Below are 13,679 nucleotides of genomic sequence, written 5' to 3'. Positions count from 1 at the left end.
TTCGGAGACGACCATGTTTTCACGGCGACAGTTTCTCGTAGCAAGCGGCGGGCTAGGCGCTGCAGCCCTGGTCATCGGTGTATTGCCAAAATTTACCGCAAGTTCTGCGCTGGTCGGTGACGCCAGCGCGGCGGAGGTGTTCGAGGTGACTCACAGCGACAGCGAATGGCGCGCCATGCTCAGCGCCGAGCAGTACGAAATCCTGCGCGAAGAGGGCACCGAACGGGCCTACAGCAGCTCGCTGAACAACGAGCACCGTGAAGGGACTTTTGCCTGTGCCGGTTGCGACCTGCCACTGTTTTCTTCGGCGACCAAGTTCGACAGCCGCACCGGTTGGCCGAGCTTCTGGGCACCGCTGGACAAGGCTGTGGCCACTCGTCAGGACCGCTCCTTTGGAGTGCTGCGTGAAGAAGTCCACTGTCGGCGTTGTGGCGGTCATCTGGGCCATATCTTCGATGACGGACCCAAACCCACCGGTTTGCGCTACTGCATGAACGGCCTGGCGATGACGTTCGAGCCGCAGGCGGCTTGATCCATGGGCACTCCTTTTCGCGTTTACGTTCGGTTGATCGTCATTCCATTTATTCAGGAGTCAGCCTCATGAAAACCCTATTCACCTGGCGCCGCGCCCTGTTGGGCCTGGCCGCTGCCGGCGTCATCGGCCATGGCTCAGCGTTCTCTTTCAGTGCCGAAGACGCAGTCATCATTCCTCCACCCACTCTCGACGAAACCACCCAGGCCCACAGCGAAACCGCAGTCTTCGCCGGCGGTTGCTTCTGGGGTGTCCAAGGCGTGTTCCAGCATGTCAAAGGGGTGACGAAAGCTGTCTCCGGTTACGCCGGCGGTGCAACCAACACCGCTCAGTACGAGCGGGTCAGCGAGGGCGATACCGGTCATGCGGAATCCGTGGAAGTCACCTTCGACCCCCGTCAGGTCAGCTATGGCACCTTGCTGCAAATCTACTTCTCGGTGGCTCACAATCCTACCGAACTCAACCGTCAGGGACCTGACAGCGGCACTCAGTATCGCTCGGCGCTTTTCCCGGAAAACAGCGAACAGCAACGTGTCGCTCAGGCCTACATTACCCAGCTCGACGCCGCTCATTCGTTCAACAAACCTATTGTCACCAAGCTGGAAACCTACAACGGTTTCTACCCGGCGGAGGAGGAGCATCAGGATTTTCTGACCGAGCATCCGACCTATCCCTATATCGTGATCAACGATCTACCGAAGGTCGCGCAGCTGAAGCAGCTGTATCCGGATCGGTATCAGGAGAAACCGGTGTTGGTGAAGGCGGGGATGTGAATGGTGGGTATGTTATTTACGACGTGGGCGCTCCATCGCAATGGTCGACGCTTCAAAACCCAGGCTTGAAAAGAAGTCCGAAGCGCCTTCCCGACCTGCTCGTAGAACCCAGGTAATGTCGGTGTTCTCGGCCATGACATGCTCAACCAGTGCACGCCCGATACCTTCACGTCGATGCTGCCCACAGACGACGACCATCGACAGATAACCGTTTGATAGGCCGTCAGTGATGCCTCGGGCAAAACCGACAATGCGGGAGTTCTTCACGGCAAGGGCGGTGCGTTGGGAGTTAGTGATCAACTGCGCAAAATGTTCAGCGGAACCTGTGCGGTGAGCCCATCCGTTCTGCCCCAGAAAAAGCTGTACGGACACTACTTCCGAGGGCAGTACATCGCGGACATGCAAGACATTGCTCATCCAGAAATCACATTCTTGCCTGCGATCTTCGATCGGTACAGCGCTTGATCCGCCCTGGCCAGCAGCCCGGTCTGTTGTTCTTCTTCAAAGCGCTGAACCACGCCAATACTCATGGTCACTTGAAAATCCCCGATCGGCAGCAAGCCTGCAAGGCCGTGGCGGATTTTCTCGGCGAGGGTCCGGGCGTCGGCGAGTGGTGTATTGGGAAGGATCATGATGAACTCGTCACCGCCCCACCGCGCGAGCAGATCGCCCTCACGCACGCAGTGCTTCACGCTTTCGACCACTTGCACCAATGCCGCATCTCCCAGCGCGTGGCCATAGTGATCGTTGATGCACTTGAAGTCGTCGATGTCCATGGCTATCAGCGACAGTGGCTGACGAAAGCGCTGGGCGCGATCACATTCCTGGGGCAGGGATTTTTCCAGGCGATAGCGGTTGGCGATCGATGTGAGTGCGTCGGTTTCTGCCAGTTTGCGGTTTTCTTCGAGTTGAATTTGTAGCTGCAGATTGACTCTGGAAAGCTCCCGGGTGCGCTCTTCAACGATCGCTTCAAGGGATTGGTTGCGCCGTTCAAGCGCTTCGAACAGGCGCTTCTTGTCTTCGATGCTGCGGTGTGCGCCGACCATCCGCGCCACCGAGCCGTCGGCATTTCTTGCCAATACGTAGCCACGGTCTTCGATCCAGGTATAGCTGCCATCCTGCATGCGGCAGCGATACTCGGCCTGATAGCCGGGGGCTCGTTGATTCAGGTAGTCATCGAACAGTGCCATGACGTGCGAGTAATCATCGGGATGGATCACGTTTTCCCAAGTCAACACGTTGTTATCCAGGGAATGAGGCGCGTAGCCGAGCATCTCGTACCACCCAGGGTTGCGATAGACGAACCCTGTGTTGGCGTTCCAGTCCCAGATGCCGTCGCTGACCAGTTCCAGAATGGTGTGCAGCATGTCTTCGTTCAAATCCGACAGATTGAATTTCAACGGCTCGATATTCGACGCCTCACCCATCTCCGCTCTCCCTGCCGCCCTGATTTCAAAGTGACCCATCAGTCGAGGAGATTAGTGCATGGCGTATTCGGTCGGCTAGTGCTTGCCCCATCTCTGCAAGGCAAAGTCGACGAAACTACGCATTTTTGGCAAACGGTAGCGATCCTGGGCATACATCAGGTTCATCGGTCGGCTCGGCGGCAGGTAATCCTGCATCAATGCCACCAGTTTTCCGTCCTTTAGATCTTGCTCCATCAACGCATCAGGCAACACTACGATGCCCATTCCGGATCGCGCCGCTTGATGCAGTCCTGCCGAACTGTTGATCAACATCGGCCCGTTGACCGCTACCGCCACTTCGCCTTCGGGACCGGTCAAGCGCCAATGTTTTTCCACCGACTGCCAATCATCCCCGGCCGGATAGGCAAAGGACAGACAGTCGTGGTGTTGCAGCTCATCAGGTTTCTGCGGTGTGCCTTTGCGCGCCAGGTATTCCGGTGATGCACACAGGGTCAGGGTGTAGTCGAGGAGTGGACGGGCGATCAAATTGGTCTCCTCGGTATTGCCCAGGCGAAACGCCACGTCGAAACCGTTTTCGAGCAGGTCAGGACGTCGATTGGTGAGGACCACATCCAACTTGACGCGTGGACACAGCAGGGCGAATTCACTCAGGGCGGGTGCCAGTTTTTCGCTGCCGAACGTCAGCGGTGCGGTGATGCGCAAGGTGCCGCTCGGCTCGTCGAGGGCCTGCTCGGCCAAGCGCTCGGAGTCAGCCACCAACCCCAGGACTTCGAGGCAGCGTTGATAGTAAGCCGTGCCGAATTCCGTCAACCGCTGGCGCCGCGTCGTGCGGTTAAGCAAGCGCACGCCCAGACGTTGTTCCAGCGCCCGTAGGTGATTGCCGACCATTGTCGTGGACATTTCGCACTGGAAGGCGGCGGCGGTCATGCTGCCGGTTTCCACCACTTTGACGTACACGGTCATTGCCTGGAATAAGTCCATTATCAAGCTCGGCTTTAAAATGATTGAAGTGTTGCAGCGTTTATCTAGCTCAGGTGGCTAACCATACTGCAAAAACACCGACAATTGATGGAGCTTGATGTCATGACCGCCGCCTGCCTTATGACCACTTACCAACCCTTGGCCTTGAGTTTCAGCAAGGGCCTTGGCACGCGCCTGTGGGATCAGGCCGGTCGTGAATACCTGGACGCGGTGGCGGGCGTGGCGGTGACCAATGTCGGCCACTCCCACCCTAAAATTGTCTCAGCCATCAGCGAACAGGCTGGTCTGTTGCTGCACACTTCCAACCTCTACAGCATCGACTGGCAACAGCGGCTGGCGCAGAAACTGACGCGGTTGGCGGGCATGGATCGAGCGTTCTTCAACAACTCCGGTGCCGAAGCCAACGAAACCGCGCTGAAACTGGCGCGGCTATATGGCTGGCAAAAAGGCATCGAACAACCGCTGGTGGTGGTTATGGAGAACGCCTTTCATGGCCGGACCCTGGGCACCTTGTCCGCCAGCGACGGCCCGGCGGTACGCCTGGGTTTCAACGAGCTGCCGGGGGACTTCGTCAAAGTGCCATTTGGCGACCTCAAGGCGCTGGACGAAGTGCAGCAAGCCCACGGCCCGCGCATCGTGGCGATCCTGATGGAACCGATCCAGGGTGAAAGCGGTGTCCAGATGGCCCCGCCCGGTTACCTGAAAGCCATTCGCGAACTTTGCAATCGGCGTTCGTGGCTGCTGATGCTCGACGAAATCCAGACCGGTATCGGACGCACCGGCCAGTGGTTTGCGTTCCAGCACGAAGGCATCGTTCCGGACGTCATGACCCTGGCCAAAGGCCTGGGCAACGGCATTCCCATCGGCGCCTGCCTGGCTCGGGGCAAAGCCGCCAACCTCTTCACCCCCGGCAGTCACGGCAGCACCTTCGGCGGTAATCCACTGGCCTGCCGGGTCGGTTGCACCGTGCTGGAGATCATCGAAGAACAAGGGCTGCTGGAAAACGCCAAACTTCAGGGCGAGCGCTTGCTCGCCAGATTGCGCATCGAATTGGCGTATGACCCGAACGTCCTGGAGATCCGCGGCCAGGGTTTAATGATTGGCATCGAACTCAAACAGCCCATTCGCGACCTGACCCTGATCGCCGCACGGGATCACGGCTTGCTGATCAACGTGACACGGGGCAAGACTATTCGCTTGCTGCCGCCGCTGACGATTGATGAGCGAGAAGTTGAGATGATTGTCAGAGGGGTTTGCCGGGCGCTGAAAGCCGCCTGAGATTTATCTCAGTAGTGGTATCTACACATCACGATGCGTATTTCACCGTCCTCGACTGCATAGACCAAGCGATGCTCGGCTGTAATCCGGCGCGACCAGAAGCCGCTCAAGTTGTATTTGAGCGGTTCAGGTTTTCCGAGTCCATCGAACGGCTCGCGCTGGATTGATTTGATCAGCAGGTTGATTCGCTTAAGTCCTGCCTTATCGTTTTGTTGGAACCACAGATAGTCTTCCCAACCTTCAGGAGTGAACTCGATTTTCATTCTTCGATGAGTTGCCTGGTTTTGGTTTTCCCTGCCCGCAGGTTGCCGATCGATTTGATCAGGCGTTCAGCATTAGCAGGGGAGCGAAGCAGATAGGCAGTCTCTTCGAGAGCGTTGTACTCCGCCAGAGACATCATCACCACGGGTTCGCCTTTCTGGCGAGTGACCAACAGTGGGGCGCGGTCTTCATTGACCCGATCCATGGTTTCGGCAAGGTGTGCACGTGCTGTGGTGTAGTTGATGGTTTGCATGTTGTAGTCCTCGCTCGATGCAAAGAACGTACAGAAATGAGTACAGGATGACAAGGTGATACCTACGAGTGGTCGTTACGCAGACGATGCATCTACGTTTGTACTGAGTATCGCCGAAGATTCTTCGAGACGTTTCCGTGATCGATGTAATCCCGATCCGATTAACACGCCATCCCCTGTGCTCAAATGCGCCGGGTGTGGGATGAGGGATGGATGAAATCGGTCATTTGCGCTCGGTTCATGAGTTGCAGTTTCGAACCGCTAAAACCATCGAACAGACGCTGATGCGCGGCAAATCCACTGGACTCCTCGCGCGTACGATAGCTGCGGGCCCAGTCCAGCAATGCAATCAACAACTCGTCATGCTCGTCCCGTTGCGCCTCTCGCTGACGAATATTGGCGACACATTCGTCATCATCAAGACACAGCCAGATCAGCGCTGTTGCCCGGGGCAAGAGTTCGCTGACGATCCAGCCGTAAACGCCTTCGATCACCCAGCGCTCTTCACCGGCCAGCACCCGTGCCATGCCCAGCGCCTCGGCACGGGGGCGGGGGATGCTGAGTTCGTCGGACAACCAGTGAATCGAGTCGAGATCGACCCATGGTATGTGCAGGTGCTCGGCCAGTCGTTCGGCCAGCCAGCTTTTGCCGGCGCCGGAGTTACCGATGATCAGGGTTCGATTGAGGTTCATGAGCGACACCGATCAGTGTGAGCGAATGCCTTCAGTCGTCATTCTCAGGCGCAACCATCCGCGTCTTCGGCGAACCGTTTGAGTTGTGCTGATAAATTTCCTGGGGCTGTCCTTTTTCATTAAAGAACACCTGCCCGATCCCCGCCGAATTCCACAGCCGTTCACCCGCTTCAGCATGTTCCGGGACGTGTGGAACAATGCGCATGCGCCGGCGTTTGGTCAGCCAGTTCAGCGGCGAGCGCGGCGAGTAGAGCCAGCGATTGAGGCGGTCGAACCATTCGAGCAGGGCCGGAGGGAATTCGTTCTTGATGCCGCTGCTGGTGATCTGCCAGATTCGCGGACCGGCTTTGCGGTGTCGGATCAATACTTCGTAGACGAAGGAATAATGCACATCGCCCGACAGCACCACGTAGTTACCGGGCGTGCGCGAGTGTCGGAAAATGTTCAGGATGACCTGGGCTGCGCCGCGATGGGCCATCCAGTTTTCGGCGTCCACCAGCAGGGGATAACCACACCAGCTGAAGACCCGCTGCACGGTTTCGATCAGTTTGACGCCGAAGATCGGTGCCGGCGAAACGATGATTGCCGACGGGTGATCGAGCAATTCCTGTTGCAGTTCGCTGAGCGCTTCCCAATCCAGCAAACCCGAAGGCTGCTTGAGGGTCATCTCACTGCGCCAGCGCCGGGTGCGGGTGTCGAGCACGACAATGGCCGGGCTAGTAGGCAGCACGTAATGCCAGTTCTGAAACCTCAGCAGCTCATCGATCAAACCGTCCTGAACGTCGCTGTCGAGATAATGGTCCTGCCCTGTGGCACTCAATAAACGGGTTTTTTCCAGCACGCCGTCGAATGCATCCGGGTTGTTGCCCCAGCCCTGACACACCATATAAGCAATCAGTGCGTTGCCGATGATGCGCTTGGAGAACGGATGACCGTAGGCCGTTTCCTCCCATTGCGCGGAAAGATTCCAGTCATCGGTAATATCGTGATCGTCGAAAATCATCAGGCACGGCAGATGCGCGAACGCTCGGGCGACACCCCCCAGACCCGCTTTGAAATCATCGATGCGCGTTTGCTCAAGCGCATAACGCTCGCGTCTTTCGGGAATCAATTTTGGTGGTTTTGGAGCGATCAATGTCCAGGGCGTCGGTGACCACACCAGCAGGTACATGGCCATGATCTCGGCGAACGTCACCAGATGATTGTCGGCACTGCTGCTGGTGAAAATCGGCTTACGCACCCCGCCGAAAAATCGCTCGCGCAGGGTTTCGTTGCTCTTCAGCGCCGGTAACAAATCCGCACGGTGGTAGTAACTGGCGGGATCCTCGTAGAGTTTGGCGCTGTCGCTGACCACCGCACCTTCGAGGTGTTCGCCGAACAATCCCAGCCGCGCGATCAAGGCATGGATGGCTCGCAGCATGGGGCCCGCGACATCGTCTGCGTACACCTGATCGCCGCTCATCATCAGCAGCGCCGGACGTTTGCGCACGTCCGGTTCGGTCTCCAGCAAACGATCGACACACAGCAAACCGTCCGGGGCCGGATGGTGAGGTTTGCGGCAAGAACCATGCAGCAGCTGGTCGACTCGCGAGCGCAGGACGAAGTTCGGGCAACGGGCGTCGCCGTACAGCAAGTGCGGGGCCCAATCGGCGATGCCTGCGCCAGCGTCGTCAATCAGCAGGTCATATTCGATTAACGTGTCGCAGGGCAGGGCGGCGTCCAGCGGCACATCGATCAAATGAACAAAGGCCTGGGTGCCCACCGCAATGATCGTGCACCGATGCGCGTCGAGGTGGATATCGTCGCGATCTTGCAGGCGCAACGTCAGCGACAGCGCCCGCGACCCCACCAGCCACATCACCAGCCGCGTAGGTTCCAGCCGCCGCAACAACGGCCCGACCAGGACAGGGGGCAGGGATTGATGATCGTCTGGCAGTGGCAAAGACATGGACATCCGGGTGCTTGGAACAGAGAAGCGCAGGATGATAACGCAGCTGATGTCAATGAATGGCAACTGGCTTGAATCCGACAGTCAAGGCAACAACTGGCAGCCCGCCCGCCAAGCACCGCACAAGTGAAAGCCCCGAAAAACTCGGGGCTAATCCCAAGGGATCGTGTGTGAACCTAAGCCTCCCAGCCCGCCCCACTGACCGCCGCCTGCGCCAAAGGGTGCAATTCTGCCCCTTGATGCTCTGTCTGCCAGGCCAGCAACTCCTTGCGCATGCCGGGCGTCCAGTACATCTGCAGATGATTACGTACGCCGAGCACCGCCAGTTGCTGGTCCGGTTCACTGGCGAAGTACTGGGCGATCTGGTTGACCATTTTGATCAGGTTGTCAGTGCTCATCGGCGTACCTCCGCTTTAGCGCCACGCGCCTGGCGGCGTTCGTCGAGCAGGCGCTGTTGGTTGTCGCTGAATTCCTGGTAGCGTTTTTGCCACTCGGAAGGGTGGTAGACGCGGCTGACTTCCACGGCGGTGACCTTGTACTCCGGACAGTTGGTGGCCCAGTCGGAGTTGTCGGTGGTGATGACGTTGGCCCCCGATTCAGGGAAGTGGAAGGTGGTGTACACCACGCCTGGGGCGACCCGTTCGGTGACTCGCGCACGCAGTACGGTCTGTCCGGCGCGGCTGCCGATGCCAACCCAGTCGCCTTCGTTGATGCCACGGCTCTCGGCGTCGGTCGGGTGGATTTCCAGGCGGTCTTCGTCGTGCCAGGCGACGTTTTCGGTACGCCGGGTCTGGGCGCCGACGTTGTACTGGCTGAGGATGCGCCCGGTGGTCAGCAGAAGAGGGTAGCGATTGTTGACCTTTTCCTCGGTGGGCACGTAGCCGGTGAGCATGAAACGCCCTTTGCCGCGCACGAATTCCTCGATGTGCATGGTCGGCGTGCCGTCCGGTGCCGCGGCGTTGCACGGCCATTGCAGGCTGCCGTGGCGCTCCAGTTCGGCGTAGCTGACGTTGGTAAAGGTCGGCGTCAGGCTAGCGATTTCATCCATGATTTCCGACGGATGCGTGTAGTGCATCGGGTAGCCCAGAGCGTTGGCCAGGGCCACGGTGCCTTCCCAGTCGGCCTTGCCGCCCAGCGGCTCCATGACCTTGCGCACGCGCGAGATGCGCCGCTCGGCGTTGGTGAAGGTGCCGTCTTTTTCCAGGAATGAGCATCCCGGCAGGAACACGTGGGCGAACTTGGCGGTTTCGTTGAGGAAAATGTCCTGCACCACCACGCATTCCATGGCCGACAGCGCCGCGGTGACGTGCTGGGTATTGGGATCGCTCTGGGCGATGTCTTCGCCCTGGCAATACAAGCCCTTGAAGCTGCCGCCCAGTGCGGCCTCGAACATGTTGGGAATGCGCAGGCCAGGGTCGGGTTGCAGGGTGACGTTCCAGGCCTGTTCGAACTGCGCCCGTACCACCTCGTTGGAGATGTGACGGTAGCCGGGCAGCTCATGGGGGAAGGAACCCATGTCGCAGGAGCCCTGAACGTTGTTCTGCCCACGCAGTGGGTTCACGCCCACGCCTTCGCGGCCGATGTTGCCAGTGGCCATGGCCAGGTTGGCGATGCCCATGACCGAAGTGCTGCCCTGGCTGTGCTCGGTGACGCCCAGGCCGTAATAAATCGCAGCATTGCCGCCAGTGGCATACAGGCGAGCGGCGGCACGGATGTCGGCAGCGTCTACGCCGCAAATGGGGCCAATGACTTCCGGTGCGTTTTCCGCGCGGCTGACGAAGTCGCTCCAGCGAGCGAAATCGCTGCCCTCGCAACGGGCGTCGATAAAGCCCTGATCGAGCAGGCCTTCAGTAACGATGACGTGGGCCAGGGCATTGAGCATGGCGACGTTGGTGCCCGGACGCAGGGCCAGGTGCAGCTCGGCGCGGGCATGCACCGAGTCCACCAGATCAATGCGGCGTGGATCGATGACGATCAGCCGCGCGCCTTCACGCAGGCGGCGTTTGAGCTGGGAGGCGAACACCGGGTGGGCGTCGCTGGGGTTGGCGCCCATCACCAGGATCACGTCGGCCTGCATCACCGAGTCGAAACTCTGGGTGCCGGCGGACTCGCCCAGGGTTTGTTTCAGGCCATAGCCGGTAGGCGAATGGCAGACCCGCGCACAGGTGTCGACGTTGTTGTTGCCGAACGCGGCGCGCACCAGTTTTTGCACCAGGTAGGTTTCTTCGTTGGTGCAGCGGCTGGAGGTGATGCCACCAATGGAGTCGCGGCCGTACTTTTGCTGCAGTCGGCGGAATTCGCTGGCGGCGTAGGTCACCGCTTCATCCCAGCTGACTTCCTGCCAAGGGTCGTTGATGTGCTGGCGGATCATCGGCTTGGTGATGCGATCCGGGTGGGTGGCGTAACCCCAGGCAAAGCGCCCTTTGACGCAGGAGTGGCCGTGGTTGGCCTGACCGTTCTTGTCGGGAACCATGCGCACCAACTGGTCGCCTTTCATCTCGGCGCGGAACGAGCAGCCCACGCCGCAATAGGCGCAAGTGGTGATCACGCTGCGTTCGGGCTGACCCAGTTCGACCACGCTTTTTTCCATCAGGGTCGCGGTGGGACAGGCTTGCACACAGGCGCCGCAGGACACGCATTCCGAGTCGAGGAAATTCTCGCCACCGGCGGCCGCGACCCGGGATTCGAAACCGCGCCCGGTAATGGTCAGGGCAAAGGTGCCCTGGGTTTCTTCACAAGCGCGCACGCAGCGGTTACAGACGATGCACTTGCTCGGGTCGAAGTCGAAGTAGGGGTTGGACGTGTCCTTCACGTCGGCCAGATGGTTGTCGCCTTCATAGCCGTAACGCACCTCCCGCAGGCCGACCTGGCCGGCGACGGTTTGCAGCTCGCAGTTGCCGTTGGCCGAGCAGGTCAGGCAGTCCAGCGGGTGATCGGAGATGTACAGCTCCATGACGTTGCGCCGCAGCGTGGCGAGCTTCGGCGTCTGGGTATGCACGCTCATGCCTTCGCTGACCGGCGTGGTGCAGGACGCCGGGTAGCCGCGCATGCCGTCGATCTCCACCAGGCACATGCGGCAGGATCCGAAGGCTTCCAGGCTGTCGGTGGCACACAGTTTGGGAATGGTGGTGCCCAGCAGCGCGGCGGCGCGCATCACCGACGTCCCTTCGGGCACGCTGATGCTGCGGCCGTCGACGTTCAGGGTGACTTGCACCTGGCTGTCGCGGGCGGGGGTGCCTAAGTCGATATCGGTGTTCGGGTCGAAGAGAGTGATCATTGGTCGGCCTCCGAGGCTTGCAGGCCGAAGTCGGCGGGGAAGTACTTGAGGGCGCTGGCTACCGGAAAGGAGACCATGCCGCCCAATGCGCAGAGCGAACCGTATTGCAGGGTGTCGCACAGGTCCTTGAGGATGATCACCTGCTCATCGCGACCGCTCTGGTCCGGCGCGGCCAGCAAACGGTCGATCACCTCCACGCCCCGGGTCGAGCCAATGCGGCAGGGGGTGCATTTGCCACAGGATTCCTCGGCGCAGAACTGCATGGCGAAACGCGCCATGTGAGCCATGTCCAGACTGTCGTCAGCCACCACCACACCGCCGTGACCGAGCATGGCGCCGATGGCGGCGAAGGCTTCGTAATCCAGCGGCGTGTCGAATTGCGACGGCGGCACCCACGCTCCGAGCGGGCCGCCAACCTGGGCGGCCTTCAGCGGCCGGCCACTGGCGGTACCACCGCCGTAGTCTTCCACCAGTTCCCGCAGGGTCAGGCCAAAAGCCCGTTCCACCAGACCGCCGTGACGAATATTGCCCGCCAGCTGGAAGGGCATGGTGCCCAGGGAACGGCCCATGCCGTAATCGCGATAAAACTGCGCGCCCTTGGCCAGAATCAGCGGCACCGAGGCCAGGGTCAGCACGTTGTGCACAAGGGTCGGCAGGCCGAACAAGCCCTTCAAGGCGGGGATCGGTGGCTTGGCGCGGACGATCCCGCGCTTGCCTTCGAGAGAGTCCAGCAGCGCGGTTTCCTCACCGCAGATATACGCGCCAGCACCGACTCGCACTTCCATATCGAAGGCCTGGCCGCTGCCGCCGACATTAGCGCCGAGGTATCCGTTGGACCGGGCGATGTCCAGCGCCTCGCGCAGTGTCGCCACGGCTTGTGGATATTCCGAGCGTACATAAATGTAGCCGTAACTGGCCCCGACGGTGATGCCGGCAATGGCCATGCCTTCGATCAGCAGGAAGGGGTCGCCTTCCATCAACATGCGGTCGGCGAAGGTGCCGGAGTCGCCTTCGTCGGCGTTGCACACAATGTATTTCTGCGCAGCCTGGGTGGCGCGCACCGTGCGCCATTTGATGCCGGCCGGGAACGCCGCGCCGCCGCGACCACGGAGGCCCGAATCGAACACTGCGGTCGCGGTTTGCTCGCCGCCCAGGGCGACGGCCTGGGTCAATCCCTCGAAGCCGCCGTGGGCCCGGTAATCGTCCAGCGACAGCGGCCGGGTAATGCCGGCGCGGGCGAACAGCAGGCGTTGTTGAGTCTTCAGATAAGGCAATTCTTCCACCAGGCCCAGGGCCAGTGGATGGCTGGACGGCTCGCCTTGCAGCGCCTCGAGCAGGGACGGCACATCGGCAGCAGTCAGCGGGCCAAAGCCGATTCGGCCTTGCGGGGTGTCCACTTCCAGTAGCGGTTCCAGCCAATACAGACCGCGAGAGCTGGTGCGTTGTAGGTCCAAATTAATCTGATTTGAGAGGGCCAAGGCCACCTCATCGGCACCCACGGCACGGGCCAGCGAATCAGCGGGCAAATAGAGACGCGGCATCATGCGTCCTCCCGGCAAGCGTCGAGCAGCGCATCCAGACGCTCGGCGCTGAGCCGCGCATGCACCTGGCCATCTAATTCCAGAGCGGGCGAACAGGCGCAGGCGCCGAGGCAATACACCGGGCGCAAACTGATGCTGCCGTCGGCGCTGCTGCCGTGGTCGTCCAGTTGCAGACGTTCGCGCAACTGCGCGGCGAGCTCTTCGGCACCACGGCTCTTGCAGGACTCGGCCCGGCACAGACGCAGGATATGCCGGGCCGGAGGTGCGGTACGGAAGTCATGGTAAAAGCTGATCACCCCGCGAATCTCCGCCTGACTCTGATTGAGGGCGTGGGCAATCTCGGGGATGGCGGCATCGGGGATGTAACCGATGCCCGCCTGAATCTCATGAAGGATGGGCAACAGTGCGCCGGGGGAGCCCTTGTGGCGCTCCAGCAGACTGTTGACCATCGGCAGGTGCAACATCTCATCAGGCATTCAGCATTCCTCACGGTCACGGACAAACCAGAAGGTTGTCGGTCGTCCGAAAGTGTCGGCTGCGGCACTCACACCACGTCACGGAATCGTGGCAATTTCAGGCCGGTGGCCAGGGCACCCTGAGCGGGCATCTTGTTGTGCCCGGCGCGGTCTTCGCCGCACCTCTTAAAGGGCATAAAAGCAGCTTGCCATGGCGCTTTTGATTCAACTGCACCAAAGCGACGTGTTCAGTTCTGCCTA

Annotated in this window: 14 protein-coding genes; 3 read left to right on the top strand and 11 right to left on the bottom strand. The window is 60.3% G+C overall.

The genetic code is table 11. The annotated features are described in order from the left end of the window. The first annotated feature begins 13 nt into the window (after positions 1-13). Both msrB and msrA read left to right on the top strand, forming a co-directional pair. Complete coding sequence (msrB, locus tag ACYZT0_RS20655) at positions 14-532, top strand: peptide-methionine (R)-S-oxide reductase MsrB (RefSeq protein ID WP_462042767.1); 519 nt, start codon at positions 14-16, stop codon at positions 530-532. A 68-nt stretch (positions 533-600) separates the two neighbouring features. Next, positions 601-1,305: a peptide-methionine (S)-S-oxide reductase MsrA gene (gene msrA / locus ACYZT0_RS20650; protein ID WP_462042766.1), complete on the top strand. Its 705-nt coding sequence runs from the start codon at positions 601-603 to the stop codon at positions 1,303-1,305. Between the two features lie 12 nt (positions 1,306-1,317). Here the strand turns inward: msrA and ACYZT0_RS20645 are convergent, their stop codons facing one another. The 3 genes from ACYZT0_RS20645 to ACYZT0_RS20635 form a co-directional block, all read right to left on the bottom strand. Continuing rightward, complete coding sequence (locus ACYZT0_RS20645; protein WP_462042765.1) at positions 1,318-1,722, bottom strand: GNAT family N-acetyltransferase; 405 nt, start codon at positions 1,720-1,722, stop codon at positions 1,318-1,320. After that, positions 1,719-2,732, bottom strand: coding sequence for a sensor domain-containing diguanylate cyclase (locus tag ACYZT0_RS20640; protein WP_462042764.1), 1,014 nt, complete (start codon positions 2,730-2,732; stop codon positions 1,719-1,721). Before ACYZT0_RS20640 ends, ACYZT0_RS20645 begins: the two co-directional genes overlap by 4 nt. A gap of 75 nt (positions 2,733-2,807) precedes the next feature. Beyond that, positions 2,808-3,713, bottom strand: a complete 906-nt coding sequence (locus ACYZT0_RS20635) for a LysR family transcriptional regulator (protein WP_462042763.1) — start codon at positions 3,711-3,713, stop codon at positions 2,808-2,810. A 102-nt stretch (positions 3,714-3,815) separates the two neighbouring features. On the opposite strand from ACYZT0_RS20635, the gene ACYZT0_RS20630 reads away from it, so the two are divergent. Then, positions 3,816-4,991: an acetylornithine/succinylornithine family transaminase gene (locus tag ACYZT0_RS20630; RefSeq protein WP_462042762.1), complete on the top strand. Its 1,176-nt coding sequence runs from the start codon at positions 3,816-3,818 to the stop codon at positions 4,989-4,991. 8 nt (positions 4,992-4,999) lie between these two features. On the opposite strand, the gene ACYZT0_RS20625 is transcribed toward ACYZT0_RS20630, so the two are convergent. From ACYZT0_RS20625 to ACYZT0_RS20590, 8 genes are all read right to left on the bottom strand, one after another. Continuing rightward, the gene (locus tag ACYZT0_RS20625; protein ID WP_462042761.1) at positions 5,000-5,254 is read right to left on the bottom strand and encodes a Txe/YoeB family addiction module toxin; all 255 of its coding nucleotides are present in this window, start codon (positions 5,252-5,254) and stop codon (positions 5,000-5,002) included. Further along, positions 5,251-5,505, bottom strand: a complete 255-nt coding sequence (locus tag ACYZT0_RS20620) for a type II toxin-antitoxin system prevent-host-death family antitoxin (protein ID WP_134096615.1) — start codon at positions 5,503-5,505, stop codon at positions 5,251-5,253. The genes ACYZT0_RS20625 and ACYZT0_RS20620 overlap by 4 nt, the downstream gene beginning before the upstream one ends. A gap of 182 nt (positions 5,506-5,687) precedes the next feature. Then, on the bottom strand, positions 5,688-6,197 hold the full coding sequence (locus ACYZT0_RS20615) for a P-loop NTPase family protein (protein WP_462042760.1): 510 nt from the start codon (positions 6,195-6,197) through the stop codon (positions 5,688-5,690). A 31-nt stretch (positions 6,198-6,228) separates the two neighbouring features. Then, positions 6,229-8,151, bottom strand: a complete 1,923-nt coding sequence (locus tag ACYZT0_RS20610; RefSeq protein WP_462042759.1) for an alkaline phosphatase D family protein — start codon at positions 8,149-8,151, stop codon at positions 6,229-6,231. 170 nt (positions 8,152-8,321) lie between these two features. Continuing rightward, on the bottom strand, positions 8,322-8,543 hold the full coding sequence (locus ACYZT0_RS20605; RefSeq protein WP_462042758.1) for a formate dehydrogenase subunit delta: 222 nt from the start codon (positions 8,541-8,543) through the stop codon (positions 8,322-8,324). Further along, positions 8,540-11,422, bottom strand: coding sequence for a formate dehydrogenase subunit alpha (fdhF, locus tag ACYZT0_RS20600; RefSeq protein WP_462042757.1), 2,883 nt, complete (start codon positions 11,420-11,422; stop codon positions 8,540-8,542). The genes ACYZT0_RS20605 and fdhF overlap by 4 nt, the downstream gene beginning before the upstream one ends. Further along, positions 11,419-12,966: a formate dehydrogenase beta subunit gene (locus ACYZT0_RS20595; RefSeq protein ID WP_462042756.1), complete on the bottom strand. Its 1,548-nt coding sequence runs from the start codon at positions 12,964-12,966 to the stop codon at positions 11,419-11,421. The genes fdhF and ACYZT0_RS20595 overlap by 4 nt, the downstream gene beginning before the upstream one ends. Beyond that, complete coding sequence (locus ACYZT0_RS20590; RefSeq protein ID WP_462042755.1) at positions 12,963-13,439, bottom strand: formate dehydrogenase subunit gamma; 477 nt, start codon at positions 13,437-13,439, stop codon at positions 12,963-12,965. The genes ACYZT0_RS20595 and ACYZT0_RS20590 overlap by 4 nt, the downstream gene beginning before the upstream one ends. Between the last annotated feature and the right edge of the window lie 240 nt (positions 13,440-13,679).

This window comes from Pseudomonas sp. ZS1P83, assembly GCF_054897825.1.
This window is presented reverse-complemented; position numbering and strand designations above follow the sequence as displayed.

Excerpts from the sequence above, each read along its gene's own strand:
- ACYZT0_RS20640 (WP_462042764.1), bottom strand. The coding sequence starts at position 2,732 with ATGGGTGAGGCGTCGAATATCGAGCCGTTGAAATTCAATCTGTCGGAT.
- ACYZT0_RS20635 (WP_462042763.1), bottom strand. The coding sequence starts at position 3,713 with ATGGACTTATTCCAGGCAATGACCGTGTACGTCAAAGTGGTGGAAACC.
- ACYZT0_RS20605 (WP_462042758.1), bottom strand. The coding sequence starts at position 8,543 with ATGAGCACTGACAACCTGATCAAAATGGTCAACCAGATCGCCCAGTAC.
- ACYZT0_RS20595 (WP_462042756.1), bottom strand. The coding sequence starts at position 12,966 with ATGATGCCGCGTCTCTATTTGCCCGCTGATTCGCTGGCCCGTGCCGTG.
- ACYZT0_RS20625 (WP_462042761.1), bottom strand. The coding sequence starts at position 5,254 with ATGAAAATCGAGTTCACTCCTGAAGGTTGGGAAGACTATCTGTGGTTC.
- ACYZT0_RS20615 (WP_462042760.1), bottom strand. The coding sequence starts at position 6,197 with ATGAACCTCAATCGAACCCTGATCATCGGTAACTCCGGCGCCGGCAAA.
- ACYZT0_RS20590 (WP_462042755.1), bottom strand. The coding sequence starts at position 13,439 with ATGCCTGATGAGATGTTGCACCTGCCGATGGTCAACAGTCTGCTGGAG.
- ACYZT0_RS20610 (WP_462042759.1), bottom strand. The coding sequence starts at position 8,151 with ATGTCCATGTCTTTGCCACTGCCAGACGATCATCAATCCCTGCCCCCT.
- ACYZT0_RS20620 (WP_134096615.1), bottom strand. The coding sequence starts at position 5,505 with ATGCAAACCATCAACTACACCACAGCACGTGCACACCTTGCCGAAACC.
- msrA (WP_462042766.1), top strand. The coding sequence starts at position 601 with ATGAAAACCCTATTCACCTGGCGCCGCGCCCTGTTGGGCCTGGCCGCT.
- ACYZT0_RS20645 (WP_462042765.1), bottom strand. The coding sequence starts at position 1,722 with ATGAGCAATGTCTTGCATGTCCGCGATGTACTGCCCTCGGAAGTAGTG.
- msrB (WP_462042767.1), top strand. The coding sequence starts at position 14 with ATGTTTTCACGGCGACAGTTTCTCGTAGCAAGCGGCGGGCTAGGCGCT.
- fdhF (WP_462042757.1), bottom strand. The coding sequence starts at position 11,422 with ATGATCACTCTCTTCGACCCGAACACCGATATCGACTTAGGCACCCCC.
- ACYZT0_RS20630 (WP_462042762.1), top strand. The coding sequence starts at position 3,816 with ATGACCGCCGCCTGCCTTATGACCACTTACCAACCCTTGGCCTTGAGT.